The 26,209-nt window shown below is 38.7% G+C and carries 19 protein-coding genes; 10 read left to right on the plus strand and 9 right to left on the minus strand.

The window, feature by feature from the left end; translation table 11 throughout:
• Positions 1-17 precede the first annotated feature (17 nt).
• The 5 genes from V7S76_RS03060 to V7S76_RS03080 form a co-directional block, all read right to left on the minus strand.
• Entirely contained in the window at positions 18-2,135 is a 2,118-nt protein-coding gene (locus tag V7S76_RS03060) for a peptidylprolyl isomerase (protein ID WP_459508543.1), read from the minus strand.
• Positions 2,136-2,264: 129 nt separating this feature from the next.
• A complete protein-coding gene (locus V7S76_RS03065) occupies positions 2,265-3,389 on the minus strand; it encodes an aspartate aminotransferase family protein (protein ID WP_459508609.1) in 1,125 nt (374 codons plus the stop codon).
• A 28-nt stretch (positions 3,390-3,417) separates the two neighbouring features.
• Complete coding sequence (gene argC / locus V7S76_RS03070) at positions 3,418-4,371, minus strand: N-acetyl-gamma-glutamyl-phosphate reductase (protein WP_459508544.1); 954 nt, start codon at positions 4,369-4,371, stop codon at positions 3,418-3,420.
• 153 nt (positions 4,372-4,524) lie between these two features.
• On the minus strand, positions 4,525-5,715 hold the full coding sequence (gene argG, locus V7S76_RS03075; protein ID WP_459508545.1) for an argininosuccinate synthase: 1,191 nt from the start codon (positions 5,713-5,715) through the stop codon (positions 4,525-4,527).
• A gap of 2 nt (positions 5,716-5,717) precedes the next feature.
• Positions 5,718-6,386, minus strand: coding sequence for a GNAT family N-acetyltransferase (locus tag V7S76_RS03080; protein ID WP_459508546.1), 669 nt, complete (start codon positions 6,384-6,386; stop codon positions 5,718-5,720).
• Between the two features lie 227 nt (positions 6,387-6,613).
• Between V7S76_RS03080 and aat the strand changes: the two genes are divergently transcribed.
• The 3 genes from aat (at position 6,614) to V7S76_RS03095 (ending at position 8,656) form a co-directional block, all read left to right on the plus strand.
• A complete protein-coding gene (gene aat / locus V7S76_RS03085; RefSeq protein ID WP_459508547.1) occupies positions 6,614-7,216 on the plus strand; it encodes a leucyl/phenylalanyl-tRNA--protein transferase in 603 nt (200 codons plus the stop codon).
• Between the two features lie 57 nt (positions 7,217-7,273).
• On the plus strand, positions 7,274-8,296 hold the full coding sequence (proB, locus tag V7S76_RS03090) for a glutamate 5-kinase (RefSeq protein WP_459508548.1): 1,023 nt from the start codon (positions 7,274-7,276) through the stop codon (positions 8,294-8,296).
• A 129-nt stretch (positions 8,297-8,425) separates the two neighbouring features.
• A complete protein-coding gene (locus V7S76_RS03095; RefSeq protein ID WP_459508549.1) occupies positions 8,426-8,656 on the plus strand; it encodes a hypothetical protein in 231 nt (76 codons plus the stop codon).
• A gap of 113 nt (positions 8,657-8,769) precedes the next feature.
• Here the strand turns inward: V7S76_RS03095 and secA are convergent, their stop codons facing one another.
• A complete protein-coding gene (gene secA / locus V7S76_RS03100) occupies positions 8,770-12,132 on the minus strand; it encodes a preprotein translocase subunit SecA (protein WP_459508550.1) in 3,363 nt (1,120 codons plus the stop codon).
• 270 nt (positions 12,133-12,402) lie between these two features.
• Here secA and V7S76_RS03105 point away from each other — a divergent pair, with 270 nt between their 5' ends.
• Positions 12,403-12,873: a hypothetical protein gene (locus tag V7S76_RS03105; RefSeq protein ID WP_459508551.1), complete on the plus strand. Its 471-nt coding sequence runs from the start codon at positions 12,403-12,405 to the stop codon at positions 12,871-12,873.
• On the opposite strand, the gene V7S76_RS03110 is transcribed toward V7S76_RS03105, so the two are convergent.
• Entirely contained in the window at positions 12,870-13,712 is an 843-nt protein-coding gene (locus tag V7S76_RS03110; RefSeq protein ID WP_459508552.1) for a sugar phosphate isomerase/epimerase family protein, read from the minus strand. The two genes, V7S76_RS03105 and V7S76_RS03110, sit on opposite strands and share 4 nt — an antisense overlap.
• A 101-nt stretch (positions 13,713-13,813) precedes the next feature.
• Between V7S76_RS03110 and V7S76_RS03115 the strand changes: the two genes are divergently transcribed.
• From V7S76_RS03115 to V7S76_RS03135, 5 genes are all read left to right on the plus strand, one after another.
• A complete protein-coding gene (locus tag V7S76_RS03115) occupies positions 13,814-15,070 on the plus strand; it encodes a Gfo/Idh/MocA family oxidoreductase (protein WP_459508553.1) in 1,257 nt (418 codons plus the stop codon).
• Between the two features lie 4 nt (positions 15,071-15,074).
• Positions 15,075-18,146: a family 16 glycoside hydrolase gene (locus V7S76_RS03120; protein ID WP_459508554.1), complete on the plus strand. Its 3,072-nt coding sequence runs from the start codon at positions 15,075-15,077 to the stop codon at positions 18,144-18,146.
• Positions 18,147-18,166: 20 nt separating this feature from the next.
• On the plus strand, positions 18,167-18,646 hold the full coding sequence (locus tag V7S76_RS03125) for a (2Fe-2S)-binding protein (protein WP_459508555.1): 480 nt from the start codon (positions 18,167-18,169) through the stop codon (positions 18,644-18,646).
• A 2-nt stretch (positions 18,647-18,648) separates the two neighbouring features.
• A complete protein-coding gene (locus tag V7S76_RS03130; RefSeq protein ID WP_459508556.1) occupies positions 18,649-20,748 on the plus strand; it encodes a xanthine dehydrogenase family protein molybdopterin-binding subunit in 2,100 nt (699 codons plus the stop codon).
• Between the two features lie 110 nt (positions 20,749-20,858).
• Positions 20,859-21,896: an acyltransferase gene (locus V7S76_RS03135; RefSeq protein WP_459508557.1), complete on the plus strand. Its 1,038-nt coding sequence runs from the start codon at positions 20,859-20,861 to the stop codon at positions 21,894-21,896.
• A gap of 61 nt (positions 21,897-21,957) precedes the next feature.
• Here V7S76_RS03135 and katG read toward each other — a convergent pair whose 3' ends face one another.
• A complete protein-coding gene (katG, locus tag V7S76_RS03140) occupies positions 21,958-24,105 on the minus strand; it encodes a catalase/peroxidase HPI (RefSeq protein WP_459508610.1) in 2,148 nt (715 codons plus the stop codon).
• A 268-nt stretch (positions 24,106-24,373) separates the two neighbouring features.
• On the opposite strand from katG, the gene V7S76_RS03145 reads away from it, so the two are divergent.
• The gene (locus tag V7S76_RS03145) at positions 24,374-25,270 is read left to right on the plus strand and encodes a LysR family transcriptional regulator (RefSeq protein ID WP_459508558.1); all 897 of its coding nucleotides are present in this window, start codon (positions 24,374-24,376) and stop codon (positions 25,268-25,270) included.
• A gap of 18 nt (positions 25,271-25,288) precedes the next feature.
• Here the strand turns inward: V7S76_RS03145 and V7S76_RS03150 are convergent, their stop codons facing one another.
• Complete coding sequence (locus V7S76_RS03150; RefSeq protein ID WP_459508559.1) at positions 25,289-26,185, minus strand: DUF3078 domain-containing protein; 897 nt, start codon at positions 26,183-26,185, stop codon at positions 25,289-25,291.
• Positions 26,186-26,209 lie beyond the last annotated feature (24 nt).

Here is a 26,209-nt window from a genome sequence, read left to right on the forward strand (position 1 = left end):
GATAAATAGCTTACCTATTAATAAAACTTCGAACGTTTATCAACAATGTTTGCGTTCTCTTTAATCGCCTCGTTAATGAAGAATGATGCTCTTTGAACACCCATCGATTGAATTTGATTTTTGAAATTAGAGTAGTCAGCTAAAGCTGGAGCTGGAGCACCACCGGTTTTCTCAACGATGAAAACACCATTTTCTCCTGTAAACACTTTGCTACGTTTTCCATTTTTCAAACCAGCAATACGACCTAAGGCAATTGGATCCGGACCAGCCGTATTCAATAAACCTGATGCTAAACTGATATCTGTTACTGTTTCAACCAAAGCTCCTGCACCGTATGTTTGAGCAATTTGTTCCAAAGAACCTTTGATGCCTTCTAATTTAGCCGAGATTTTTTCGCCTTTTAAGTCGTTTCTTACTTCAGCCGTTAATTCCTCTTTGAAATCTTCCACTTTAACATTGTCTTTCTCTGTTTTGCCACTTAAGTAAGCAATGATGTATTGGTTATCTTGTTCAAATACTTTTTGAGAACCATCACCTACGTTTGTTTTATCATCAAATGCCCAACGTACAATTTCACGTGCATTTGCTAGGTTGTTAATGCTCGTTGCATTTTCAGCCAAACGGTTCGCACGCATCATGATTAAATTCTTGTCTTTTTTCAAAGCAACTTCAAACGCAGCTAAAGTACCATTGGAATTAGCAAAAGAATCTGCTTGCGTGTAAACTCGGTCTAAAGTAGATTGAGATGGTGCAATGGTTTTGTTAATAGCTGCCAATTTGTAGCTAGTGTTGGATTTTGCATCCGTTACTTTCACAATGTGGAATCCAAAGTCAGTTTCTACAACACCTGGCAATAATCCTGTTCCGTTGAATCCGAAAATTGCATTTTCAAATGGTTTTATCATCGAACCATTGTTCTTAAAATAACCTAAGTCACCACCATTTTGAGCAGTTCCATCCATTCCATTCATTTGAGCCAATGTTTCGAAATTCGCTCCGCCTTTGATTTGTGTCAAAATAGCTTCTGCTCTTTGTTTCGCTTGTGCTTTGGCTGAATCAGATTTGTTGGCTGGTGCAATTAAGATATGACTTGCGCGAACGGTGAACAAAGTGTCTTTTTTAACACCTCCGTATTTGTAGATCGAATATGTTAAACCATTTTTGAATGGACCATAAATTCCACCCACTTGGAATGTAGCTAATTGACCTCTCACTTGCTCAGGAATTTCTGAATAAGAAACCAAATAAGGTGTACGAACATCTGAATTTAACATCGCAAATGCTGAATCATTAGGAGCAACCGCTAAATCTTTCGCTAATTTCTTGATTGAATTGTAAAACTCTACGGTATCTTGTTGAGTTGGGATAACAGGGAATGTTACATATTGAATAGAGCGTGTGTTAGCTCCTTTGTATTGATCCTTGTGTTTCGCTAAGTATTCCTCTAATTGTGTATCTGTTACTTTAATGGTTGTATCAGGAATGGAGAAGAAAGGAACATATAATAAACGAGCATTGTATTTTGCTGTTTGTGTTTGATATTCTTTTTGAGCTTCTGCTTGTGTTACATAGGTAGATTGACGAATCAAATTCTCATATTTAGAACGAATACGATCTTGAGAAATAGATTTTTCAAAATTAGCCCAAGCTTGTTGTTGTTGAACAGGCATGGTTTTTAAGTTTTTCAAAAACTGAATCACAAAAGTTTTGTCAAATTGACCAGTTTGTGGATTCGTGAATTGTTGACGAACAGAAGGGTGAATGTTATTTCCTTGAACCATGTCAATTAATTCTTCATCCGAAACCTTAATTCCTAAAGCATCAAATTCTTTTTTGTATGCAATTTCTAAAATGTATTGGTTCCAAACTTGATCACGAATCATGGATTGCTCTTGTTCTCCTGGTCCTTTTCCTGTTTGCGCAGTATAATTGGCTGTAGCTTCTTCCACTTTCTTTTGGAAATCAGCAATCATGATACTTTCTCCAGCAATCTGACCGATCTCTTGAGAATTACCACCAAATAAGGATGATTTACCTTGAAAAATATCACTTCCTACAAGAAACAACACTAAACTGATCGCAATTGCTGCTGCTGCAACACCCGATTTCTCTCTAATTTTTGTAATTAATGCCATTGAAAATTTATTATTTACTTTTTTGGTTTCTCTATTTTCTCGACTATATCTTAGTCAAAAGAAACGCAAAATAATTACATTTCTGCTGAAAAAGCAAGCCTTTATTTTATTCGGGACTTAAATTATCAATTAATTTAATACCGTTTTTAAACTTGTTAAGAATTGATCTGCTATCTTTTGGTCGATTCCTAAACTTGGAAGTAGTCTTAAGGTATGCTTTCCTGCATAACCACAAAAGATATTTTCTTTGTTTAAAAGCGTATCTCTCACAGGTCCAACCGATTGTTCCAATTCAATTCCAATCATCAATCCCTTTCCTCTTAATTCTTTGATTCCTGGAATTCCTTTCAACTCTTGGAGTAAATAGTCGCCTATTTTTTCCGCATTAGCCATTAATTTCTCGTTTTCCATGACATCTAATACGGCATTGGCTGCTGTACAAGCCAAATGATTTCCACCAAATGTGGTCCCTAAAAGTCCGTAACTGGCTTTGATTTCAGGGGAAATTAACACACCACCGATTGGGAATCCATTTCCCATTCCCTTGGCAGTGGTCATCATATCGGGATGAATGCCTGCAAATTGATGGGAGAAAAATTTGCCTGATCTTCCATAACCACATTGTACAGAATCTAAAATAAGCATAGCGCCTGTTTCAGTGCAACGTTTTCTTAGGGCTTTCAAAAAGTCATCACTAGCTACTTGAATACCACCAACTCCTTGAATTCCTTCCACAATGACCGCGCATGTTTCTTCCGTTATTCCATTTTCTAAGCCTTCTAACTGGTTAAATGGTAAAAAACTGACATGAGATGTATCGTTGAGAGGAGCCACTATGCTCGGGTTGTCTGTTACTGCTACTGCTCCGGCTGTTCTGCCATGAAAGGCATGACTGAAGGCTACGACCTTTTTTCTTCCTGTATGAAAGGATGCCAATTTCAAGGCATTTTCATTTGATTCTGCACCTGAATTGGTTAAAAATAAGTTGTAGTCTGTATAACCAGAAATACGTCCCAATTTTTCAGCTAATTCTTCTTGTCCTGAAATAATGATGGAATTGGAATAAAAGCCGATGTTTTTTAATTGTTGGGTCATTTTTTCCACGTAATAGGGATGCGAATGCCCGATGGAAATAACCGCGTGACCTCCGTAAAGGTCTAAATATTCTTTTCCATTTTTGTCCCAAACCTTTGAGCCTTGTGCTTTGACAAGTTCTATGGGATAAAGTGGATAAACGTCAAATAATTTCATAATTCTTCTTTTTTCGACTCATTCGAGTTTTTTAAAATCCAATAGACTTTAATTTTAGTCCACTGTCTTCTGGCCATCCCATCATTAAATTCATGTTTTGAATAGCTTGTCCAGATGCGCCTTTTAATAAATTATCTATCACGGAGGTAACCAATAATTGGCCTTCATGTAATTCTAAATGCAAAAAGCATTTGTTTGTATTCACCACTTGCTTAACATCCACGGCTTGTTCGCTGATGAAAACAAAGGGTGAATCTTGGTAAAACGACTCATATAAATCCTTTGCTTCTTCTAATGTTCCTGCGTAATCGGTGTATACATTTGCCATGATTCCCCTTGAAAAATTACCTCGGTAAGGAATGAAGTTGACTTTGGGAGTTACCTCATTGAACTTTAGCGTTGCACCAATTTCTGTCAAATGTTGGTGATTAAAGGCTTTGTAGATACTTGCATTGTTGTTTCTCCAAGAAAAATGGGTAGAACTCGACAAGGCTTGTCCCGCACCGGTAGAACCTGTAACTGCTGAAACATGAATGGCTGAATGTATCAATCCATTTTTGGCCAAAGGTAACATCGCTAATTCAATGGAAGTAGCAAAGCAACCTGGATTAGCAATTTTTGTCGCCGATTGGATTTTTTCTTTTTGATATTCCGCTAGACCGTACACAAATCCTTCGGATTCATCTCGGTAATCAGTGCTTAAATCCACAATTTTGGTATGCCAAGCTATTTCATTAGCTGCCAAGAATTTTTTCGACTCGCCATGTCCTGAGCATAAAAACAAGACATCAACTGGGAAAATATCTTTCGTGAAATGTAAATGACAGGAGCCTAATAAATCAGTATGGGTATGATAAACGGGTTTACCCGCTTGTGAATTGGAATGCACAAATGCGACATCAATCAAAGGATGATTGATTAAAATTCGCAATAATTCACCCCCAGTGTACCCCGCACCACCAATAATTCCTATTCTTGCGTTCATCTTTTATAATTATGAAAAGGGAAAAGAGAAAAGAGAAAAGAGAAAAGAGAAAAGAGAAAAGAGAAAAGAGAAAAGAGAAAAGAGAAAAGAGAAATATACCTATTACCTATTACCTTTTACCTATTACCTATTACCTATTACCTATTACCTATTCTACTCATTCACTTTCCTATGTATCATCGTTTGGTTAGAAACGATTTTTGAAAATCCTCTTACATCATCACCCGACCAAGCTTTGTTCATTTCTCCATATGCACCAAAAACCGATGACATTAAATCGTATTTCGATTCGATTCCTAAGATATGGAATTGATACGGCGATAATTGAACATGTACGGTACCTGTGACATTCGTTTGTGTATCTTCCAAGAAGGTTTCAAAGTTGCGCATGACAGGCTCTAAAAATTGTCCTTCGTGCAACAAGGTTCCATACATATCTCCCAAGTTTTGTTTCCAATACAATTGATGTTTGGTCAATACATGTTTTTCCAAAGAGTGATGTGCTTTGATGATGATCAAAGGTGCAGGAGCCTCAAATCCTACACGGCCTTTGATACCAATGATGGTATCTCCTACGTGAATATCTCTACCTATGGCATAGGCACCTGCTATTTCTGTCAATTCTCGGATCGCAGCTACTGTTGATTCCGATTTTTTACCATTCAATCCAACCAATTCCCCTTTTTCAAATTCTAAGGTGATTTTTTGGGCTTGGTGATTGGTCAATTGTGTCGGCCAGGCTTCTTCCGGTAAATAACCATTGGAGGTTAAGGTTTCTTTTCCTCCGACAGATGTTCCCCATAATCCCTTATTGATGGAATAAGCGGCTTTGTGCCATTCTTGAACAACTCCTTTGGATTTTAAAAACTCGATTTCCGCTTCTCTAGATAATTGTAAATCGCGAATTGGTGTAATTACCTCACAATCAGGAACCAAAATTCGAAAAACCACATCAAAGCGAACTTGGTCGTTTCCAGCGCCAGTACTACCATGAGCGATGGCTTTTGCACCTAATTTTTCGGCATATTTGGCCACGGCAGTCGCTTGAAATACTCTTTCAGCAGAAACAGAAAGCGGATATGTATTGTTTTTTAACACATTGCCATATACCAAATAGCGCAAACAATCTTGGTAATATTCTTGTACCACATCCAAGGTTACGTGAGAAGTTACTCCCAACGAATAGGCTTTTTCTTCAATGGTTTTTAACTCGGCTGGAGAAAAACCTCCTGTATCTACTAGTGCTGAATGAACTTCCATTCCTCTTTCTTCTGTCAAATATTTGACACAAAACGAAGTATCTAAACCACCACTAAATGCTAATATTACTTTAGGCTTGCTCATAATTATTTTGATTTTCCTTTTTTGTGAAAAGGCATTAACAATTTTTCTTTGAATTTTTTTAAGGTATTGAACACGGAAATGTTTTTTAAGAATAACCATTTCTCGTCTTTTTCCTCTTCTGTTTTTTTCTCTGCTTGATTCGGATCATAAATCATGCCCGTGCAAAGACATATTTTTCTTTCTGTCCTGGTTAGAATATCATAATTGACACAGGATTCACAGCCTTTCCAAAAATTATCATCTACGGGTAATTCAGAAAAAGTCGTGGGTTCATATCCTAAATCGGAATTGATCTTCATAACGGCTAGGGAAGTCGTTATACCAATGATTTTAGCCTCTGGATACCGAGTTCTAGAAAGTTCGAAAGCCTTTTCTTTAACCGCTTTGGCTACACCAAATTTCCGGTAATCCGGTTTGACAATTAGTCCCGAGTTGGCCACAAATTTTCCGTGTTGCCAGGTTTCTACATAACAAAAGCCTACAAATTCACCTGTTACATCGTCGGTAGCGATGATCGCTTTACCTTCCGACATTTTTTCTTTTAAATATTCGGGTGTACGCTTTGCAATACCAGTGCCTCGGGCTTTGGCAGATTCTGCCATTTCGTGGCAAATTGACTCTGCTAGATCAAAATGTTCTTGACTAGCAACTTGAACAGTATATGAATTCATTCAATGACGACAAATAAAAATGATAAAATAGATGAGACATATATGGAGTATATCATACTCTAAATATGAATCGTCGCCTTCGTCGAATCGGAGAAATTAATCGTATGTGAGTTAATTTTATCAACATTCTTTTTGTAAACAATGGCTTTTCACCATAAGTTTGTCGGAATTAGCGTGCAATTTCACTAATTCATTGTTAAAATGCCAATTTATGTTTAATTAATTTTATGAAGGAGGAAAATATTATCACAATTGAAATGCTGATAGATGCCTATTGTTCGGGTTTTTTTCCGATGGCAGATGAAATGGGAGAGGTGTTGTGGTATAATCCGGATCCTAGAGCCATTATCCCTTTTGAGAATTACCGTGTCTCCAAATCTTTGAAACCTATTTTGAACAAAAAGCAATTTGACATACAAATTAATGGGAATTTTGAGCAGGTGATGCGTTATTGTGCAGCACCCAGGAAGGAGGAAGATCAAACTTGGATCAATGAAGAAATCATACAATTGTACGTGGAGCTACATCGAATGGGTTTAGCGCATTCGGTGGAAGCCTATAGAGAAGGGCGTTTGGTAGGTGGTTTGTATGGAGTTTGCTTGGGAGGTGCTTTTTTTGGAGAATCCATGTTTTCCTTGGAATCCAATTCTTCCAAAGTGGCTTTTCATTATTTGATACAATTGCTAAAATCCAATGGATTTAGCTTATTGGATTCCCAGTTTATGAATGACAATGTGAAACGATACGGGGCTATTGAAATTACTCGGACGGAATATTTGGCACGATTGCATGAAGCTTTACCTAAAAATTGCGCGTTCCAATTGCCTTAAATTGCTTGAATTAGGCTATCTTAGGGTTGTTTTTTAAAAGAGTGAGATTCATTTACTATGGCAAAGCCCATCCTAGTTATAAAATTCGGTTCTTCTTCCATCACCCATTCCAATGGGGAGGTGAATGAGCAAACCTTGGAGAAAATTGCTTCTCAAGTGGCTCAATTGCATACAGATTACCACATTGTATTGGTGTCGAGTGGGGCAGTAGCAGCTGGAAAATCATTTTTGCAACAATACAAAGGAAGTTTGTCGGAGCGAAAGGCTGCCGCAGCCATAGGGAATCCTATTTTGATAGCTAAATACAATCATTATTTTCAAAAATATGGTATTTCCATAGCGCAAAGTTTATGTGAAAGACATCATTTTTCACAAAGGGAACAGTTTTTGCAATTGAAAGAAACGTATCAGGAACTTTGGAAAAGCGGAGTCATTCCGATTGCCAATGAAAATGATGTGGTGAGTAATATAGAGTTGAAATTTTCAGACAATGATGAATTGGCCACATTGATTGCCACGGGATTTGGTGCAGAGAAATTATTGATCAGTACCTCAGTGGGTGGTTTATTGGATGAACAAGGTCAGATAATCCGCCATGTATCCACCATAGATTCATCGGTTTTATCGGTAGTCAGTTCAGAGAAATCTAGCTCTGGTTTAGGAGGAATGATTTCCAAATTGACATTCACTCGCTTGGCTACTCGTTTAGGAATTAAGGTAGTTATTTTTGGTTTGGATCAAGAGGAGGGGATTGTTTCTGCCTTACGAGAGGAAATAGGAACGGTTTTTGATGCCCAAGACGCTAGTTTGTCGGCCCGCCAAAAATGGTTGGCTGCAGGAAGTTCAATTAGTGGCAAAGTAGTTTTGGACAAAGGAGCTGAAAAAGCCATTCGTTCTCGAAAAAGTTTGTTAGCGGTGGGTGTAATGGAATTCATTGGCGATTTTGAAAAAGGGGAGGTGATTGAATTGTTGGATATGGATAAAAACCCGATTGCCATTGCCCGTGTTCGCCATTCCAAAGAAGAAATTATGTTGTCCCAAGGGGAAGTTGCCCATGCGGATGATATTGTGGTGATTTAGAAAAGAGAAAACGGGAAAAGAGAAAAGAGAAAACGGGAAAAGAGAAAAGAGTTTTGGCTGAGGCTCTCGAAGCCAAAAGCGGAGATAGAAATAAGAAAACAATTACATCAAGTACAAAATTAAATCACCATGAAAAGATACCTTTTAACATTTTTGGCGGTGCTTTTGCTAGCCGGGTCATTGTCTTCATGTGCGACAGTGTTGGGAGGGCCGATTAGTTCCTGCCAGCGCACTAAACCAAGACCTGGTAAGCCTTCTCGGGCAATTAGGCCAGTGGCATTGGTGGCAGATATCATCATTTTTTGGCCATTTGCGGTAGTTGATTTCGCTACCGGCGCGATTTATAAACCGTGTGATTGAGAGAAAAGGTATTAGGTAAAAGGTAAAAGGTATTAGGTTTTGGTGGGGCTTCGATAGCCACAGCCAACACTTTTTCTCTCTTCTCTCTTCTCTCTTCTCTTTTCGTTACTCTTCTACGCGATCACCACCGCATTGCCGCTTTCTACGTCTTGTTCAACTACCTTGTACTTCACGTTTTCTTTGATTGATCCGTCTTTGTATTGAACGGTGACGCGCTGATTTCTGTCTGCAATTTTGATGGCCTGACGAGGTGCAACTCTCTCTGCGCTTCTTTCCTGTGTTTCGTAATATTCGGGTTCTTCTCCTCCGCCTTGACTAGCTAATCCGCCCAATAAAGAAGACAATGCCTCGTCTTTGCTGGTTTTTAATTTCGGAGCCTTTTCTTTCGGTGCTTTGGCTGCTTGGTTGGTTTCATGAACCTCCGGTATTTCCGCTTTCAACACAAAACTAATGGTGTCACTATTCACCCTCGCCACAAAGCGTTGGAATAAGTTAACCGCCTCAAATTTGTAAATCAATAGTGGATCTTTTTGTTCAAATACCGCATTTTGAACCGATTGTTTTAAATCGTCCATCTCACGTAAATGCTCTTTCCACTCTTGGTCAATCAAAGTCAAGGTAATGAATTTCTCCATTTCTGTCACCACTTCTTTTCCTTTGGAATCCAAGGTCTTTTGCGCATCTACCACTATGCCAGTCATCCAATTGCCATTGCTAATCGGAACTTGAATCCCTGAAAATCCTTGACGAATAGCTTCTTGTGCTACGCGAATGACCTGATTGGCAATCATTTCATTTTTAGCTTTATAATGTGCCTCCGCTGCCGTAAATAACTTTTCTGTTTTGCTATCCGTCGATAATTTATTGAATTCATCCGCACCAAATGGTGGCTCCATGCCCAATAAATCAATGACTTTCAATTCCAATTCTTCGTAACTCGTGAAGTTGGTTGATAAATCCTGACACACATCGAACAAGGTGTTGATGATGTCCAACGATAATCTTTCACCAAATAAAGCATTTTGACGACGCTTGTAAATGGCATTACGTTGGTAGTTCATAACATCGTCATATTCCAACAATCTTTTACGAATACCAAAGTTATTTTCTTCTACTTTCTTTTGCGCTCGTTCAATGGATGAGGTAATCATGGAATGTTGAATCACTTCGCCTTCTTCCATGCCCAAACGGTCCATCACTTTTGCTATTCGGTCAGAACCAAATAAACGCATCAAATTATCTTCCAATGACACAAAGAATTGAGAAGATCCCACGTCTCCTTGACGTCCCGCACGACCTCTTAATTGTCTGTCGACACGGCGAGACTCATGTCTTTCTGTACCGATGATGGCCAAACCACCTGCAGCTTTGGATTCCGGACTCAATTTAATATCCGTTCCACGGCCAGCCATGTTGGTAGCAATGGTTACTTTACCCGATTGTCCAGCTTCAGCTACAATTTCCGCTTCTCTGGCATGTTGTTTGGCATTCAATACATTGTGTGGAATTTTGCGGATAGTTAATAATCGACTCAATAATTCAGAGTTTTCCACAGAGGTTGTACCCACCAAAACAGGTCTTCCTTCTTGTACCAAAGCTTGAATTTCTTCAGCTACGGCATTGTATTTTTCACGTACCGTTCGGTACACTTTATCTTCGTGATCTTTACGTTGAATGGATCTGTTGGTTGGAATAGACACCACATCCAATTTGTATATGGTCCAAAATTCGCCCGCTTCAGTTTCGGCTGTACCGGTCATACCACCTAATTTGTGGTACATACGGAAATAGTTTTGCAAGGTGATGGTCGCATAGGTCTGACTCGCATCTTCCACATTCACGCCTTCTTTAGCTTCAATCGCTTGGTGCAAACCATCTGAATAGCGGCGGCCTTCCATCACACGACCCGTTTGCTCATCTACAATTTTTACTTTGCCCTCTACCGTGATGTATTCGGTATCTTTTTCAAATAGGGTATAAGCTTTTAATAATTGATTGACGGTATGAATACGACTCGCTTTTTCATTGTATTCACGAATCAATTGCTCTTTTTGCGTTAATCTTTCGGCATCATTTAAAGAAGTGTTTTTCTCAATTTTATTCAAATCAATGGACAAATCGGGTAAAACGAAGAAGTCTGGATTTTCGGTGTTGCCACTCATGAATTCCAAACCTTTTTCTGTCAATTCAACTTGATTGTTTTTTTCTTCAATGGTGAACAACAAAGGAGCATCTGCTTGCGGCATCAATTTTTGGTTTTCTGCTAAATAGATGGATTCTGTTTCGTTCAACAATTGTTTATTGCCACTTTCCGATAAGAATTTGATCAAAGGTTTGGATTTCGGCAAACCTCTATAGGCTCTAAACAAAGCTAAACCACCTTCTTTTTTATCGCCGGAGGTAATTTGCTTTTTGGCCTCCACTAAAAAGTTTTGTACGATTTGCTTTTGCGCATCAACTAATTTTTGAACTCTCGGATTGAAGGACTCAAATTCTTGTTCATCACCTCTAGGAACGGGTCCAGAAATGATCAAAGGTGTTCTTGCATCATCAATCAACACGGAATCCACCTCATCCACCATAGCAAAATGATGGGGTCTTTGTACTTGATCTTCGATGTTTCTCGCCATATTATCACGCAAATAATCAAAACCAAATTCATTATTGGTTCCATATGTGATATCGGCCATGTACGCATTTCTTCTTGCTTCAGTATTGGGATCATGTTTGTCGATGCAATCGACCGTTAGACCATGGAATTCAAACAAAGGAGCGTTCCATTCTGAGTCACGTTTGGCTAAGTAATCATTCACCGTTACCAAGTGAACACCTCTTCCTGCCAAGGCATTTAAATAGGATGGAAGCGTAGAAACCAAGGTTTTACCTTCCCCCGTACCCATTTCGGAAATTTTGCCTTGGTGTAAGACAATACCACCAATCAACTGCACATCATAATGCACCATGTCCCAAGTGATGGTATTCCCAGCCGCATTCCATTGATTGTGCCAAATGGCTTGTTCGCCTTCAATGACTACATTGGATTTTTTGGAGGCGATGAATTTATCTTGTGTGGTCGCTTGAACGACTAATTTTTTATTTTCGGTAAATCTTCTGGCGGTTTCTTTGACTACGGCGAAGGCTTGTGGAAGGATTTCCATCAACACAACTTCCAATTGTTTATTACGATCTTCCTGTAATTTATCAATTTGTTGAAAAAATTGATCTTTCTCATCTACATCATCGGTCGCTTGACCTTGCTCATGCAATTGATGTATTTGCGAATCGATATCAGCTAAAAAATCGTTGATTCTACTTTTGAATTCAGTTGTTTTATATCTCAATTGATCATCCGAAATGGAAGATAAAAGGGCATATTCAGCTTTAATATTCTCTACAATCGGTAAAATAGCCTTTATGTCTCTTTCCGATTTTGTTCCAAATATCTTGGTTACTGTTTTACTGATTAATGAAATCATTGGTTCAATTATGTGCCTCTACTCGGCGGTGTTTAAATATAAAACGCAATTTACCACTTTGAAATTTTATCTATGCTATTTTCTGGTAATTAATCGAAAAAAAACTTTTCTCTCTTACCTCTTACCTAAGTCGACCGCAAGGGTCGACTCTACTCTTACCTCTTACCTCTTACCTAAGTCGACCGCAAGGGTCGACTCTACTCTTACCTCTTCCCTATTTTTTGATGTTGCCCCAAAATTCCTTTCATTTGTGTTCCCAATTTGAAAGACATGTCTGAAAATCCAATACCGCCGCGAAGAGCGCCCCGAAAAAAACTCAAAATGCCCTTGTTTGGTAACATGGGTGGTGGGTCAAGTTCAGGTAATTCGACATCTGTTTTTGGAATGAAAAACTTTACCTCTACGTTGTTTTTGGTGGGAGCAGTGGGTTTATTGTTGCAGATGTATTTACCGAAACTTTGGGCAGAAAAAATGTATGATACGGAAAGTGAAATTCGTGAAATGGAACTGGATGGCGTGATTCGCAAGAAATTTGCCGATCCTTCCAATAGAAGTGAAATTCATTATATTTTAGTGGTCAAAGAAAAAACAGGTCGTAAAAAAATGGATTTGTATTTAGCCAAACCAGATTTTTTCGATCAAGTCGCAGTTCCCCAACGATTGAAGAAAAAATCTGGTGAATTAGCCGTTCAGGTTACACGGTATAGCAAACCGGATACCCTAATCAACATTCGTTTTTAGAAAAACGAGCTTAAAAACTTCACTGTTTCAGGAACTTGCTGCATGGATCTAGAAGATTCGTCTTCGATCATGTAATGTTTAATTCCATTCTTTTTGGCAATTTCCATAATGTCTTTCATGTTCAATTCTCCTGTTCCCACTGTTACATCATTTTCTACATCACTTGATCCAAATTGATTTCCTGGAGTGCCAATTCTACGGTCTTTGACGTGCAAAGCCTTCCAACGAGTTGGGTATTTTTGTAACCAAAGGGCAGGGTTATGTCCCGGATGGAATACCCAATAAATGTCCATTTCATAGTTCACATATTTGGGATCAGTCTTTTGAATCAATTCATCCATCAAATAGCCCAATTTGTAAGGTCTGAATTCATAGCCATGCACATGGTACAAGAATTGGTAACCATTTTTGGCAAATTCTTTTCCAGCCTCGTTGAATACCTGAACGGTTTTGTTGACATCTGAAATACCAAATTCATTTCCATTGTGACCAATCCAATAGGTGATAATATAACTTGAACCCAAAAATTTGGCGCGGTCCATGATTTCTTTGCGTTTGATGGGATCTTGTAATTCACCAAAATCGGCACCGACCGCAATGACTTTCAAACCATTTTGATCCATTAATTTTTTGTATTCTGGAAGGCTCAATCCATATGTGCCTGAGAATTCCACTTTTTTGAAGCCCATGGCGGCTATTTTGGCAATGGTTCCAGGAACATCTTTGGGGATTTCATTTCGAAAACTGTACAATTGAACCCCCACTTGTTCGGGGCAGTTTGATTGAGAAAAAAGGGCAAAAGGGAATGCTAATAATAGGCTAAAAAGTATTTTTTTCATGTTTGATTGTTTTGAATTTTCAAATGTAAGTAATTAGCCCATAGAGAAGTCTAAATTTTTATAAAAAAAATTCTAACTTGTAAGCTTAAGCTTAATTAATTATGGAAATTTCACGTAGAAAGTTTTTAGGGAGCTCAGCTCTTGGATTGGCAGCTTTTAGTATTGTGCCACGTCATGTCTTAGGGAAAGGCTATTTAGCTCCTAGTGATCAATTAACCAAAGGAATTATTGGAACAGGGGGAATGGGAAGAGGGCATATTCCTTATGCAGGAACACGGGTAGTCGCCATGTGTGATGTGGATACCAAAAATTTGCAATTAGGATTGGATCGGGTAGAAAAAGGAGTGAAGTCTTTTTCTGATTACCGTGAATTGATTCAATTGCCAGAAGTGGACATTGTTCACATTGCCACTCCACCTCATTGGCACGGAATCATGGCAGCCGATGCAGCCAAAGCAGGGAAAGATATTTGGTGTGAAAAACCGATGACTCGGACCATCGGAGAAGGAAAAAGAGTGACAGAAGCGGTTCAACAACATGGCCGAATTTTTCGTTTAAATACATGGTTTCGATTTGAAAGTAATTTTTACGGAATGAATACAACCGTGAAACCTATCAAAAAATTAGTTGATTCTGGTATGTTGGGTTGGCCTTTGAAAGTGACCATCAGTAAGCATACAGGTTTCGATTGGAAGTTTTATTGGGTAGGTAAAACGGATTTACAGGCTCAACCCGTTCCTCCTGAATTGGATTATGATCGTTGGTTGGGACCAGCTCCATATAAACCATATAGTTTACATCGTACTCATCAAACTTTCCGAGGATATTGGGATTATGATGGAGGAGCTTTGGGAGATATGGGTCAACATTACATCGATCCGATTCAATATTTCTTAGGAAAAGATGATACAAGTCCTGTGTACATTGAAGTAGATGCACCCGTGCAAGATGCAGATGCGGTGGGAACCTTTCGAAGAATTACTTACACGTATGCAGATGGTTGCCAAATCGTGTTAGATGGAGAAGCCAAAGATGAAAAAGTGGCCTATATAGAAGGTCCAAAAGGGAAATTGTTCCGCAATTTCAAATGTGATATTCCTGATTTTGAAAGAAAATTAGCCGAATTTCCAGAACCAGTGGATCAACAAACGGATTTTGTAGACTCTGTTAAAAATAGAAAAACCTTTGCTTTGAATGATCAAAATGGACATAAATCTTGCACTGTGGTAAATTTAGGATTAATCGCCATGCGATTAGGCCGTAACTTGAAATTTGATCCACAAACGCAGCAATTTGTTGGTGATGAAGAAGCCAACCGATTAATCGATCAACCGATGCGTGCACCTTATACTATGTAATGAAATGAAAACGATAAAAATAACATTGCTTTTAGGCGCTGGCTTACTTTTTGCTAATTCATCAAGTTTAGTTGCGCAAGCTCAAAAATCGAATGCACCTGTCTATGTGAATGATGCAGAACGCAATTCACGTGTTCAAGCCAATTTGAAAATCATTCAAGAGTCGAACGATGTGGCGCAACAACAACGTGCCATGCAGGCTTTACAATCCATCGGGCAAGCCGAATCGGTGGAGATGATTGTTCCTTATTTGAAAAACACCTATTTGGCAGGACCTGCCGCAAGAACACTTTCTAAATTATATCCTTATTCCAAAGATAAAGTGGCAATTGCCCTTTTAGGAGCCTTGGAGTCGAAAGATGCCAGTACCCAAATTCATGCGATTCAAGCTTTAACGGATATTCAATTAACAGCAGCGGCAAGTAAAATTCAGGCTTTGTATCCTCAATCGGATTCTAGAGTTAATCAAGTAATTTTAAAGGCTTTGTCGAAGTTGGGCCAAAGTGCTTCGGCTCAACTACTTGCTCAAGAGGCCAAGAAAGTGAATTTCTCGTTTGATCCTATCCATGCAACGGATGCCTATATACAATTCTTAACATTAACCAAAGACGCCAAGGCTTTAAAAGCAATATTAGCCAATAAAGATGCCAAATTGGATGAGGCATTGACAAGTAAAATCTTGACAAGTATTGCTCAATTATCGACCAATCCAACAGCGGAATTATTGAAGATTTACAGTCAATCCAATTTAGAAATTGGAATTTCTGCTTTGAAGAAATATTTCAAGTTAGGAAGTAAAAAAGATGTTTTAGGTTTGGCACAAACATTCAAAACGTGGAATGAAGAAAAGAAAAGCAAGTTTGTGGAATTTGCTGCTTTACAAAAAGCTACTTGGACCTTGGATTACCTAAACAATGTGACAGGGAGTTTGGCATTGAATAGTCAAGTAGCAAAAAGTTTATTGATTCTTCAAAAGGAAGCAGCTTTAGCTAAAGTATGGAACATGGCGGCTCGAGAAGATTTAGATCCGATGTTGGTGGGTGGGGCTTTAACGACAGTGAGTGCCAATGATTTTTTAAGTGCTCAATTTAAAAAATACTCGTCGTTAAGTGCTAGTCAAAAATCAATGTTGTTGATCTACGGTTCTTCTCGCCAATGGCCTGCTGTAAAAACAGAAATTTGGAAAGCGGTGCAATCCAACGACAAAACCAGAGCGGCAGCTTATTCTGTTCTTTCCAAATGGGTAGATGGCCGTGATTTTGATATCATTGCAGATAAATTGTCGATTTGTACCCAAGCAGATGAATTAAAAAGTTTACAGGCTTGTATGGTTCAAATATTGAAAACGCCAGGTAATTCAGGTAAAATTACTTCCTATGCGCTTAAATCGAAACAAGCTTTGAATTGGGTACCTTACGTAAAAGAGGTAGAAGCATTGGATTGGTTATACACAGTTTCCAAGAAAACCTTGAACGAAGATGCCATTGCAGCTTTTGTGAATGTAACTTCCAAATCGTTTCAAAATCCCACTCAGCAAGTTCTACGTTTTAGAAATGCATTGGATTTGAGTAAAAACTTTGAAACAAGGGAAAATGTGTACGAGTATTTGGCTAAAAACAATACCCTAAGTTCTTTGCGTGTTTTGTACAAAGGTTTAAAAGAACCTGGCATGAAAGAAACCGCAGCGGAAGGTTTGTTGGCGGTATATTCAGCGAATAAAGACTTGCAAAGTCAAATGACCAAAGAGTGGCTTCAAGAAGCATTGCCAGCGCTTTCGAACCCAGAAAGACGCGCTGCCGCTCAAAAAGCAATTGCCGGAACAGCTTCGGATCGTGGTTTTTATTCCATGTTTAATGGAGTGGATTTATCGGGTTGGAAAGGTTTAGTAGCTAATCCCGTAAAGCGCCGATTGATGAAGGCGGATACCTTGGCTTTATTACAAAAGAAAGCGGATGAAATCATGTACAAAGGTTGGTATGTAAAAAATGACGAATTACATTTTACGGGACATGGAGATAATCTTTGCTCAACCAAAGATTACCAAGATTTTGAAATGTATGTAGATTGGAAAATTGAAAAAGATGGAGACGCAGGTATTTATTTAAGAGGTTCACCCCAAGTTCAAGTGTGGGATTTGGCCCGTGTCAATGTCGGTGCTCAAGTAGGTTCAGGTGGTTTGTACAATAACCAAATTAATCCATCTAAGCCATTGAAGGTGGCGGATAATGCCATTGATGAATGGAATACATTTCACATTATCATGCAAGGGGAACGTGTAACGGTGTATTTAAATGGTGAAAAAGTAGTGGATAATACCATTTTGGAAAATTATTGGGACCGCAAGAATCCAATTTTCCCAGCAGATGCCATTGAATTACAAGCACATGGGAATCACATCACCTACCGCAATATTTATGTGAAAGAATTAGCTCCTCAAAAATCTTATATCCTTTCTGATGAAGAAAAACAAGCCGGATTTGAGCCCATGTTTGACGGAAGTAGTCTGTTTAATTGGACAGGAAATACAACAGATTATGTACCTGAAAATGGCGAATTGGCCATATATCCAAGCAGAGGAGGTAAAGGAAATTTGTACACCAAAAAAGAATATGGTGATTTCCATATGAAATTCGACTTTCAATTGACACCTGGTGCGAACAATGGATTAGGTATTCGTGCTCCATTGGACGGCGATGCAGCTTATAAAGGTATGGAATTGCAAATTTTGGATAATACAGCACCTGTTTATGCCAATCTACAAGCTTATCAATACCATGGTTCTGTGTATGGAATTATTCCTGCTAAATTAGGTTTTTTAAAACCCGTAGGCGAATGGAATTCAGAGGAAGTTATTGCAGAAGGAAATCACATCAAAGTCATTTTGAATGGCGAAGTCATTGTTGATGGAGATATTGCAGAGGCGACCAAAAATGGAACACCCGATCACAAAGAACATCCTGGATTATTAAACAAAACGGGACATATTGGGTTTTTAGGACATGGATCTGAGTTGCGCTTTAGAAATTTGCGCATCAAAGAAATTATACAAGAGACAAAGAAAAAACGTAAAAAATAGTTCATCAAATAGCCTTAGGAATGGAAAAGATTGAATTAACAGTTAATCAGAAAAAAGTGAGTTTGGAGATAGATCCAAATACTCCTTTATTATGGGTTTTACGCGAGCATTTAGATTTGGCAGGTACCAAATATGGTTGTGGGATTGCTCAATGCGGTGCATGTACAGTTTGGTTAAATGGTGAGGCAATTCGCTCATGCGTGATGCCAATATCTTCTGTCAAAGGGGGTAAAATCACCACCATTGAAGGATTGGATGCACAAGCCAAACATCCGGTTCAAGTCGCCTGGGATGAATTGGATGTCCCCCAATGTGGATATTGCCAAGCTGGACAAATGATGACCGCTGCGGCTTTGTTAAAGAATAATCCTAAGCCATCTGATCAACAAATTTCGGATGGAATGTCTGGGAATATTTGTCGATGTGGTACTTATCACCGCATCCACAAAGCTGTGAAAAGAGCTTCTGAAATTGCACAAAACACCTCTAAAAAGAAATAAGGATGAAAACTTCGAGAAGATCGTTTATACAACATACGGCCCTATTGACTTCCGCTTTGTCACTGGGTTTTGATTGGTTTGGAGCAAAGGCTAGTCCGGTAAGCATGGCAAGTGCAGCAGCTGATGCTGGCCGATTTAATGCATTTTTGTCCATTGATCAGATGGGAAAAATAATTTTATATTCTCCCAATCCGGAGATTGGACAAGGGATCAAAACTGCATTTCCGATTGTTGTGGCAGAAGAGTTGGATGTAGATTGGAAAAATGTGGAAGTGGTTCAGGCCAATTTGGATACGGTTAATTTTGAAAGACAATTAACGGGTGGAAGTGGCGCCTTGAAACATTCTTGGGATCGATTGCGAAAAGCGGGTGCCACGGCTCGACAGTTGTTTGTGAATGCAGCAGCGCAGGAATGGAATGTAGATGCTAAGCTTTGTAAAACAGCCAAAGGGTTTGTCATTGGACCTAACAAGGGACAAAAAATAGCGTATGGTCAATTGGTTGAAACAGCTAAAAAGTTGCCAATTCCGACGGAAATTGATTATAAAAACAGAAAAGATTATCAATTGATTGGCAGTTTTGTCAAGGGAGTTGATAACAAGAATTTGCTAAGCGGGAAACCCTTATTTGGGATTGATTACAAAAAAGAAGGAATGGTTTATGCTCAAATTGTGCGTCCGCCGTCTTTTGGTAGTACATTGAAAAGCTTCAAAGCCGAAAGTGTGTTATCCATGCCAGGAATCATTGAAGTAGTAAGCTTCAAAAATAAAGTAGCTATTGTAGGTAAAAGTACATGGGAAATCATGCAAGCCCGTAAGAGGTTAATTTGTGAATATGATTTTCCAGTGACCAAAGAAAGTAATTCGACGCATCAACAATGGTTTGATGCTGGAATGAAAAGCGATAAAGCGACGGTTCAACGCAAAGATGGAGATTTCAATGCAGCTTTTGCTAAAGCCATTAAAATAGTGGAGGCGACGTATGAATGTCCATTCATCCCGCATAGCCCAATGGAACCCATGAACTTTTTTGCGGATGTCAGAGAAAAAGAAGTCTTTTTAGCTGGACCCACACAGGTTCCACAATCGGCACAAAAGGCAGTTGCCGCTTTGGTCGGTGTCCCAGAAAGTGCGGTTCAAGTTGAATTGACAAAAATGGGTGGAGGCTTTGGTCGTCGTTTGAGCAATGATTATGCGTTGGAAGCGGCTGAACTTTCCAAGATGATTAAGAAAGCGGTTAAAGTGATTTGGACGCGAGAAGATGATTTGACCGGTGGAACCTATCGTCCGGCGGTTCGTTATCACTTCAAAGCGGGGATAGATGAAAAAGGAAATGTAAGTGCTTATTATCTTAGAGGAGTGGGCTTAAATGCAGGAAACAATGTTCGTCAGGATAATTTCCCTGTAGGGGCTATCGAAAATGTATTAATTGAATCGGTGAATCAAAATTCAGCCATCACTACGGGTCCTTGGAGAGCACCGATTACCAATTTCTTAGCCTATGCGGAACAGGCATTTTTGGATGAAGTAGCGGAGAAATCGGGTAAAGATCCGATTCAAATGCGATTGGATTGGTTGGAGCGTGCCAAAACGAATCCGGTGGGCAAGATTACTTACGAGCCAGATCGATTTATCAAAGTGATCCAAGAGGTTGCGGAGAAGGCGCAATGGAAAAAGAAAGCGGGAGTGAAGCAAGGTTTTAGTGTATACTTCTCCCATTTGTCCTATGTAGCTCAAATTGCGGAGGCAAAGGTAAAAGATGGAAATCCACAAATTACACATATTACGGCAGTGACAGATTGCGGTGAGGTGATTAATAAAAGTGGAGCGACCAATCAAATTTTTGGTGCCATTGTGGATGGATACGGTCATGCGATGTTCGGTAATTTGGAATTTGTGGAAGGTGTTCCCGTTCAAAAGAATTTCAATGATTATCGATTAATTCGAGGCAATGAAGTTCCCAATATTGAAGCGCATTTTGTAGATAATGGAATTGCACCAACCGGCCTAGGTGAACCAGCTTTACCTCCAACAGGCGGTGCTGTAGCCAATGCTATGTTTGCTGCGACCGGTAAAAGGTGGTATAAGCAACCGTTTGTATAAGAAGAGAGTAAAGAGAAAATGAGAAAAGAGAAAAGGAGAAGAGAGAAATAGGAAGGAACCAAATCAAACATTTTCTTTTCTCCTTTCTCTTCTCTCCCTTCAGTAAAAATATGCTTCCCAACAAAAACATCCTCTGGCTAGATAATTTACGGGTGCTGTCTACTTTGGCAGTGGTGATTATTCATTCCTCTGTGAATATTTTATTCAAATTTGAGAAGGTATCATTGGAACATTGGTGGGTAGCTAATTTCTATGATGGCTTTTTTCGGTTTTGTGTGCCTATTTTTGTGATGCTTTCAGGTGCATTGATTTTGCCGAAAGAAGAAGAAATTCCTGTTTTTTTAAAGAAAAGTTTTCAACGCATTTTAGTGCCTTTTTTCTTTTGGCATTGCGTTTATATGTTCTTTAATTGGCAAGTTCGATATCGGGGAAAACATTTTGATTTCAGTCATGGACTCGCATGGGTAATCAAACAATTTCAGGGATATAGTTCGTATCATTTTTGGTACATCTATATGTTGATTGGTTTGTATCTTTTCATCCCAATTATTGGAAAATGGGTAAGAAAAGCTAGCGAAAGAGAATTGGAGTATTTCTTATTGATATGGTTAATCAGTTTGCTGATTAATAATGCGGAATTTTGGGGATTTAGTTGGACGGTTAAATTACCTTATTTTTCAGGTTATTTAGGGTATTTGATTTTAGGGTATTATTTACGAATGAAAGAATTTGCTCCAAAGAAGGCATTGAAATTTTCGCTTATCGCTATTCTTGTGGGTTCCGCCATCACCTTATGGGGAGCCTATATCGAAACCGTCAAAGCCAATCAATTACAAGGTTCCTTCTATTTGTATTTTGCTCCGGGAGTTTTGCTTTCAACCATCGGTATATTCTTGTTTTTCAAATATCAAACCTTGGAAATTAAGTTATTGAAACCTATTTCAACTTTCATCAGTCAATACAGTTACGGAATTTACATGGCACATATTATGGTCTTGTATTATTTGGCCAAATTGGGCGTTTACCACAGCATGCTTCATCCGATCGTGGGAATTCCACTAACTGCATTTATTTGTGTATTCACATCTGGGATAATCGTTTTAGTGCTTCGGAAAATTCCATGGATAGGGAAATATATAGCAGGATAAAAAAAAGGTCGGACTAAATTAATCCGACCTTTCAAACCTAAAATCAAAACTATCTAAACTGTTACTTAAAGGTCAAATCAAATCGATCTAAATTCATTACTTTAGTCCAAGCTGCTACAAAATCCTTCACAAATTTAGTTTGTGAATCTTTGGTAGCATAGACTTCAGCCAGAGCACGAAGTTCTGAATTAGATCCGAAAATTAAATCAGCACGAGTAGCCGTTGCAACCGTCGCACCTGTTTTTTCATTTTTACCAACGTATTCTTCTTTTGACTCATCAGTTGGTTTCCAAGTAGTACCCATTTCCAATAAATTAACAAAGAAATCGTTCGTTAAAGCATCTTTCTTGTTGGTGAAAATTCCATGATTAGATCCATTGTAATTGGTACGCAATGCACGCATGCCACCCGTTAATACAGTCATTTCTGGTGCAGTCAAGGTTAATAATTGAGCTTTGTCTACAAAAATTTCTTCTGTTGAAAGGGTATAACGTGTTTTCATATAATTACGGAAACCATCACCCATGGGCTCTAACAAATTAGTCGAAGCAATATCTGTTTGAGCTTGTGTAGCATCCATACGTCCTGGTGCAAATGGAACAGCAACTTTAACACCGGCATTGGCAGCCGCTTTTTCAACCGCTGCAGAACCACCTAATACGATTAAATCAGCAATGGATACTTTTTTCTTTCCAGATTTAGCATTGAAATCTTGTTGGATTTTATCTAAAACTGCCAACACTTTTTCTAATTGCTTAGGATTGTTTACTTCCCAATTACGTTGTGGTAATAAACGAATACGCGCTCCATTGGCACCTCCACGGCGGTCTGAGTGACGATACGTCGACGCTGAAGCCCACGCCGTAGAAACTAACTCACTGATGGATAAACCAGAATTCAATAATTTCACTTTTAAACCTGCAATGTCCTGTGCATTGATAACTTCATGATTCAAGGCAGGTATTGGATCTTGCCAAATCAAAGCTTCTTTCGGAATTTCTGGTCCTAAATATGTAGAACTAGGACCCATATCACGGTGCGTTAACTTGAACCAGGCCTTTGCGAAAGCCTTCGCATATACTTCCGGATTATCTAAGAAATTACGTGAAATCTTCTCATAAGCTGGATCAGCACGCAAGGCGATATCCGTTGTTAACATTGTTGGCTTATGGAAAGTGTTTTTATCAAATGCATCCGGGATGATATTAGCGCTATTTTTTGCAATCCACTGGTTGGCACCTGCTGGACTCTTCTCAAGAGACCATTCGTTGTTGAATAATAAATGTAAATAACCAATACCCCATTGCGTAGGCGTTGAAGTCCAAGTAACTTCTAGACCTGATGTAATGGCATCTTTTCCTTTTCCTGATTTAAAGGTGCTTTTCCAACCTAATCCTTGTTGTTCTATGCCCGCTGCCTCAGGATCTGCACCAACATTTGAAGCTGGTCCAGCACCGTGCGTTTTACCAAAAGTGTGTCCACCCGCGATTAAGGCAACTGTTTCTTCATCATTCATTCCCATGCGACCAAATGTCTCACGGATATCTTTTGCCGAAGCGATTGGGTCTGGAACGCCATTAGGGCCTTCTGGATTTACATAAATTAAGCCCATTTGAACCGCTGCCAATGGATTCTCTAATTTACGATCCCCCGAATAACGATTTTTATCATCTAACCATTTTTTCTCTGAACCCCAATAAACATTTTCTTCTGGCTCCCAAACGTCTGTACGACCACCCGCAAAACCAAAGGTTTTAAAACCCATTTGTTCCAATGATACATTTCCTGTTAACACCATTAAGTCGGCCCAAGAAATCTTATCGCCATATTTTTGTTTGATTGGCCATAGCAAACGACGTGCTTTGTCTAAGTTGGTATTGTCTGGCCAGCTATTTAACGGAGAAAAACGTTGTTGACCCGCTCTAGCACCCCCACGTCCATCACCTGAACGATACGTTCCTGCACTATGCCATGCCATACGAATAAACAAAGGACCATAATTTCCAAAGTCGGCTGGCCACCAATCTTGCGATTTAGTTAATACTGCTGCAATATCTTTTTTCAAAGCAAAATAGTCTAAGCTTTTGAAAGCTTTGATGTAATTGAAATCGGGGCCCATTGGGTTTGATTTCTCTGAATTTTGACGAAGCATACCTACGTTCAATTGACTAGGCCACCAATCTTTATTGGTAGTAGCGGAGGCTTTCATTCCCGTATGTGGATTGATGCCTGCATGTGGATTTACACCTGCGGCTGCGTGAGGGTTTGTTCCTGCAGCATGTGGATTTGCACCACTTCCGTGTGCCGATGAGTAATCTTGTGCGTTTAATTCACTAAATGCGATTAATCCACACAATAGGATTAGTTTTTTCATAATAATACAGTTTTGTGATTTTTTGAACGGGTAAATTTAGACCATCAAGTGTTATAGAAAAAACTGATTTTTTCTATATTTGCTATAGAAATTATCTATATCCATGAATATACAACAATTAGAGTACATACTAGCAGTTGAACAATTTAAAAGTTTTAGTAAAGCAGCTGATTATTGTCATGTGACTCAGGCTACACTCAGTGCCATGGTAAAAAAATTGGAGGAGCAATTGGACATTGTCATTTTTGATCGGAAAGCAAATCCGATTACAGCCACCGATAGTGGGAGAGAAATATTGTTTCATGCCCAGCAAGTGGTAGCACAAGCAAATGCCTTAATGGCTTCCTCCAAAACTATTAATCAAAAGATGGAAGGCCGAATCAAGGTAGGAGTGATTCCTACCATAGCTAGTTCTTTTATTTCTATGCTGTTAAAATCATTGGTGGAGAATTATCCGCGATTGGTTTTTGAAATATATGAAGTAACAACTCAGGAACTGACGAAAAATTTAAAAGAGGGTAAATTAGACATTGGTATTTTAAGTACACCCATTGCTTCCAATGAAATTGAAACCAATTTGTTGTATGTAGAGGAATTGCATTTGTATGGACATTTACCCAAATCGCAAACCAAGATTTCCAAGTCGGACTTAGCAAATCAGAAAATTTTCTTATTACAGGAAGGTCATTGCCTTCGCGATCAAGTCATTCAATTGTGTGGCTTAAAGAAAAGTAAATCATTGCCACAAAATTTATTATTTGAAGCAAATACTTTTGATGCCTTGATTAATTTGGTGGATGAATTCAAAGGTTTAACCGTTTTGCCAGGTTTTTATATTGGACAATTGAATCCTTCAAGAATAGAACGTGTGATTGAATTAAGTGATGGAAAACTAGAACGAGAGGTAAGTCTGGCTTTTTATCGTCCTTATGCCAAATGGAATATAGTGCGACAACTCAGTAAAGACATTGCTGAATTAGTTGCTTTGAAGGGAAGCTGATGTGATAATTGTGACCACCTATCTCGTTAATCGATACTGAACCCCCATGGAAATTTGTTGAGAAAATTGCCAATTGGGATCTTGGTCATAATCTTTTAATAATATCGCTTGCAGATTTGCATTGATGTATTTGTTGACTTTCATGGTAATGTTGGCATCAAATCGATGTACAAAACCGTTGGGTTGACTGACGTGGAAATAATCAATCAAGGTGGAATACCTCGCTTTTAAATTCACATTCTCAAAAATGTCACGTTCTATATTAAACAGAATAGATAATACAAACTGATTTCTAATATTATCTCCTTTTTTCTCCAAACCAAAAAGACCAGCTCTGGAAATTCTTTCATCAAAAACAAACGTTTGACGCAATGAACCAATACCAAATCGAGAATAAAAGGATTTACTAGGATGTACCTCAAAACCCAAGGAAGTCGTTAAATAGGCTGGAGCAAACAAACTCGACACCAATGAATCAACCGGCACTCCCAAGGCATTTTTCTTACCATATTCAAAACCTTGTAAAAACTGTGTTTGAAAGTTGGTAGAACCAAAAAAATCCCATTTAGGCCCTAAACGATAACCTGCTTTAAATTCGTAATATATTCGATCTAAATTTTTTCGGAAACTTTGTGTTTTGTTTTGCAAAAAACCGATTTGCATTTGCAAGTCGCTATTCAATCGCCACGAACTGTTGGTAATGACAGACGTATGATTTAAATACCAACCCGTCGCAAAGGTATTACTACCCCCAGATTTCCAGTTGTCTGAAAAACTCGATTGATTTAAATTAATCCCTGTCGCAAAATCTTGTTTCCACTTTGATTTTAAGCTATCTACTTTGTTGAAATCGTATGAGTATGCGCTTAGTGATTGGACTGAACATAAAAAAAGGATGAAGACTTTTATTTTCATGTGACAAATTTAAAAAATCCTTTA

It is taken from the genome of Aquirufa sp. ROCK2-A2, assembly GCF_054558485.1.

Coding starts and splice junctions, on each gene's coding strand:
- V7S76_RS03060 (WP_459508543.1), bottom strand. CDS start 2,135: ATGGCATTAATTACAAAAATTAGAGAGAAATCGGGTGTTGCAGCAGCA.
- argC (WP_459508544.1), bottom strand. CDS start 4,371: ATGAACGCAAGAATAGGAATTATTGGTGGTGCGGGGTACACTGGGGGT.
- argG (WP_459508545.1), bottom strand. CDS start 5,715: ATGAGCAAGCCTAAAGTAATATTAGCATTTAGTGGTGGTTTAGATACT.
- V7S76_RS03080 (WP_459508546.1), bottom strand. CDS start 6,386: ATGAATTCATATACTGTTCAAGTTGCTAGTCAAGAACATTTTGATCTA.
- aat (WP_459508547.1), top strand. CDS start 6,614: ATGAAGGAGGAAAATATTATCACAATTGAAATGCTGATAGATGCCTAT.
- proB (WP_459508548.1), top strand. CDS start 7,274: ATGGCAAAGCCCATCCTAGTTATAAAATTCGGTTCTTCTTCCATCACC.
- V7S76_RS03095 (WP_459508549.1), top strand. CDS start 8,426: ATGAAAAGATACCTTTTAACATTTTTGGCGGTGCTTTTGCTAGCCGGG.
- secA (WP_459508550.1), bottom strand. CDS start 12,132: ATGATTTCATTAATCAGTAAAACAGTAACCAAGATATTTGGAACAAAA.
- V7S76_RS03105 (WP_459508551.1), top strand. CDS start 12,403: ATGTCTGAAAATCCAATACCGCCGCGAAGAGCGCCCCGAAAAAAACTC.
- V7S76_RS03110 (WP_459508552.1), bottom strand. CDS start 13,712: ATGAAAAAAATACTTTTTAGCCTATTATTAGCATTCCCTTTTGCCCTT.
- V7S76_RS03115 (WP_459508553.1), top strand. CDS start 13,814: ATGGAAATTTCACGTAGAAAGTTTTTAGGGAGCTCAGCTCTTGGATTG.
- V7S76_RS03120 (WP_459508554.1), top strand. CDS start 15,075: ATGAAAACGATAAAAATAACATTGCTTTTAGGCGCTGGCTTACTTTTT.
- V7S76_RS03125 (WP_459508555.1), top strand. CDS start 18,167: ATGGAAAAGATTGAATTAACAGTTAATCAGAAAAAAGTGAGTTTGGAG.
- V7S76_RS03130 (WP_459508556.1), top strand. CDS start 18,649: ATGAAAACTTCGAGAAGATCGTTTATACAACATACGGCCCTATTGACT.
- V7S76_RS03135 (WP_459508557.1), top strand. CDS start 20,859: ATGCTTCCCAACAAAAACATCCTCTGGCTAGATAATTTACGGGTGCTG.
- katG (WP_459508610.1), bottom strand. CDS start 24,105: ATGAAAGCCTCCGCTACTACCAATAAAGATTGGTGGCCTAGTCAATTG.
- V7S76_RS03145 (WP_459508558.1), top strand. CDS start 24,374: ATGAATATACAACAATTAGAGTACATACTAGCAGTTGAACAATTTAAA.
- V7S76_RS03150 (WP_459508559.1), bottom strand. CDS start 26,185: ATGAAAATAAAAGTCTTCATCCTTTTTTTATGTTCAGTCCAATCACTA.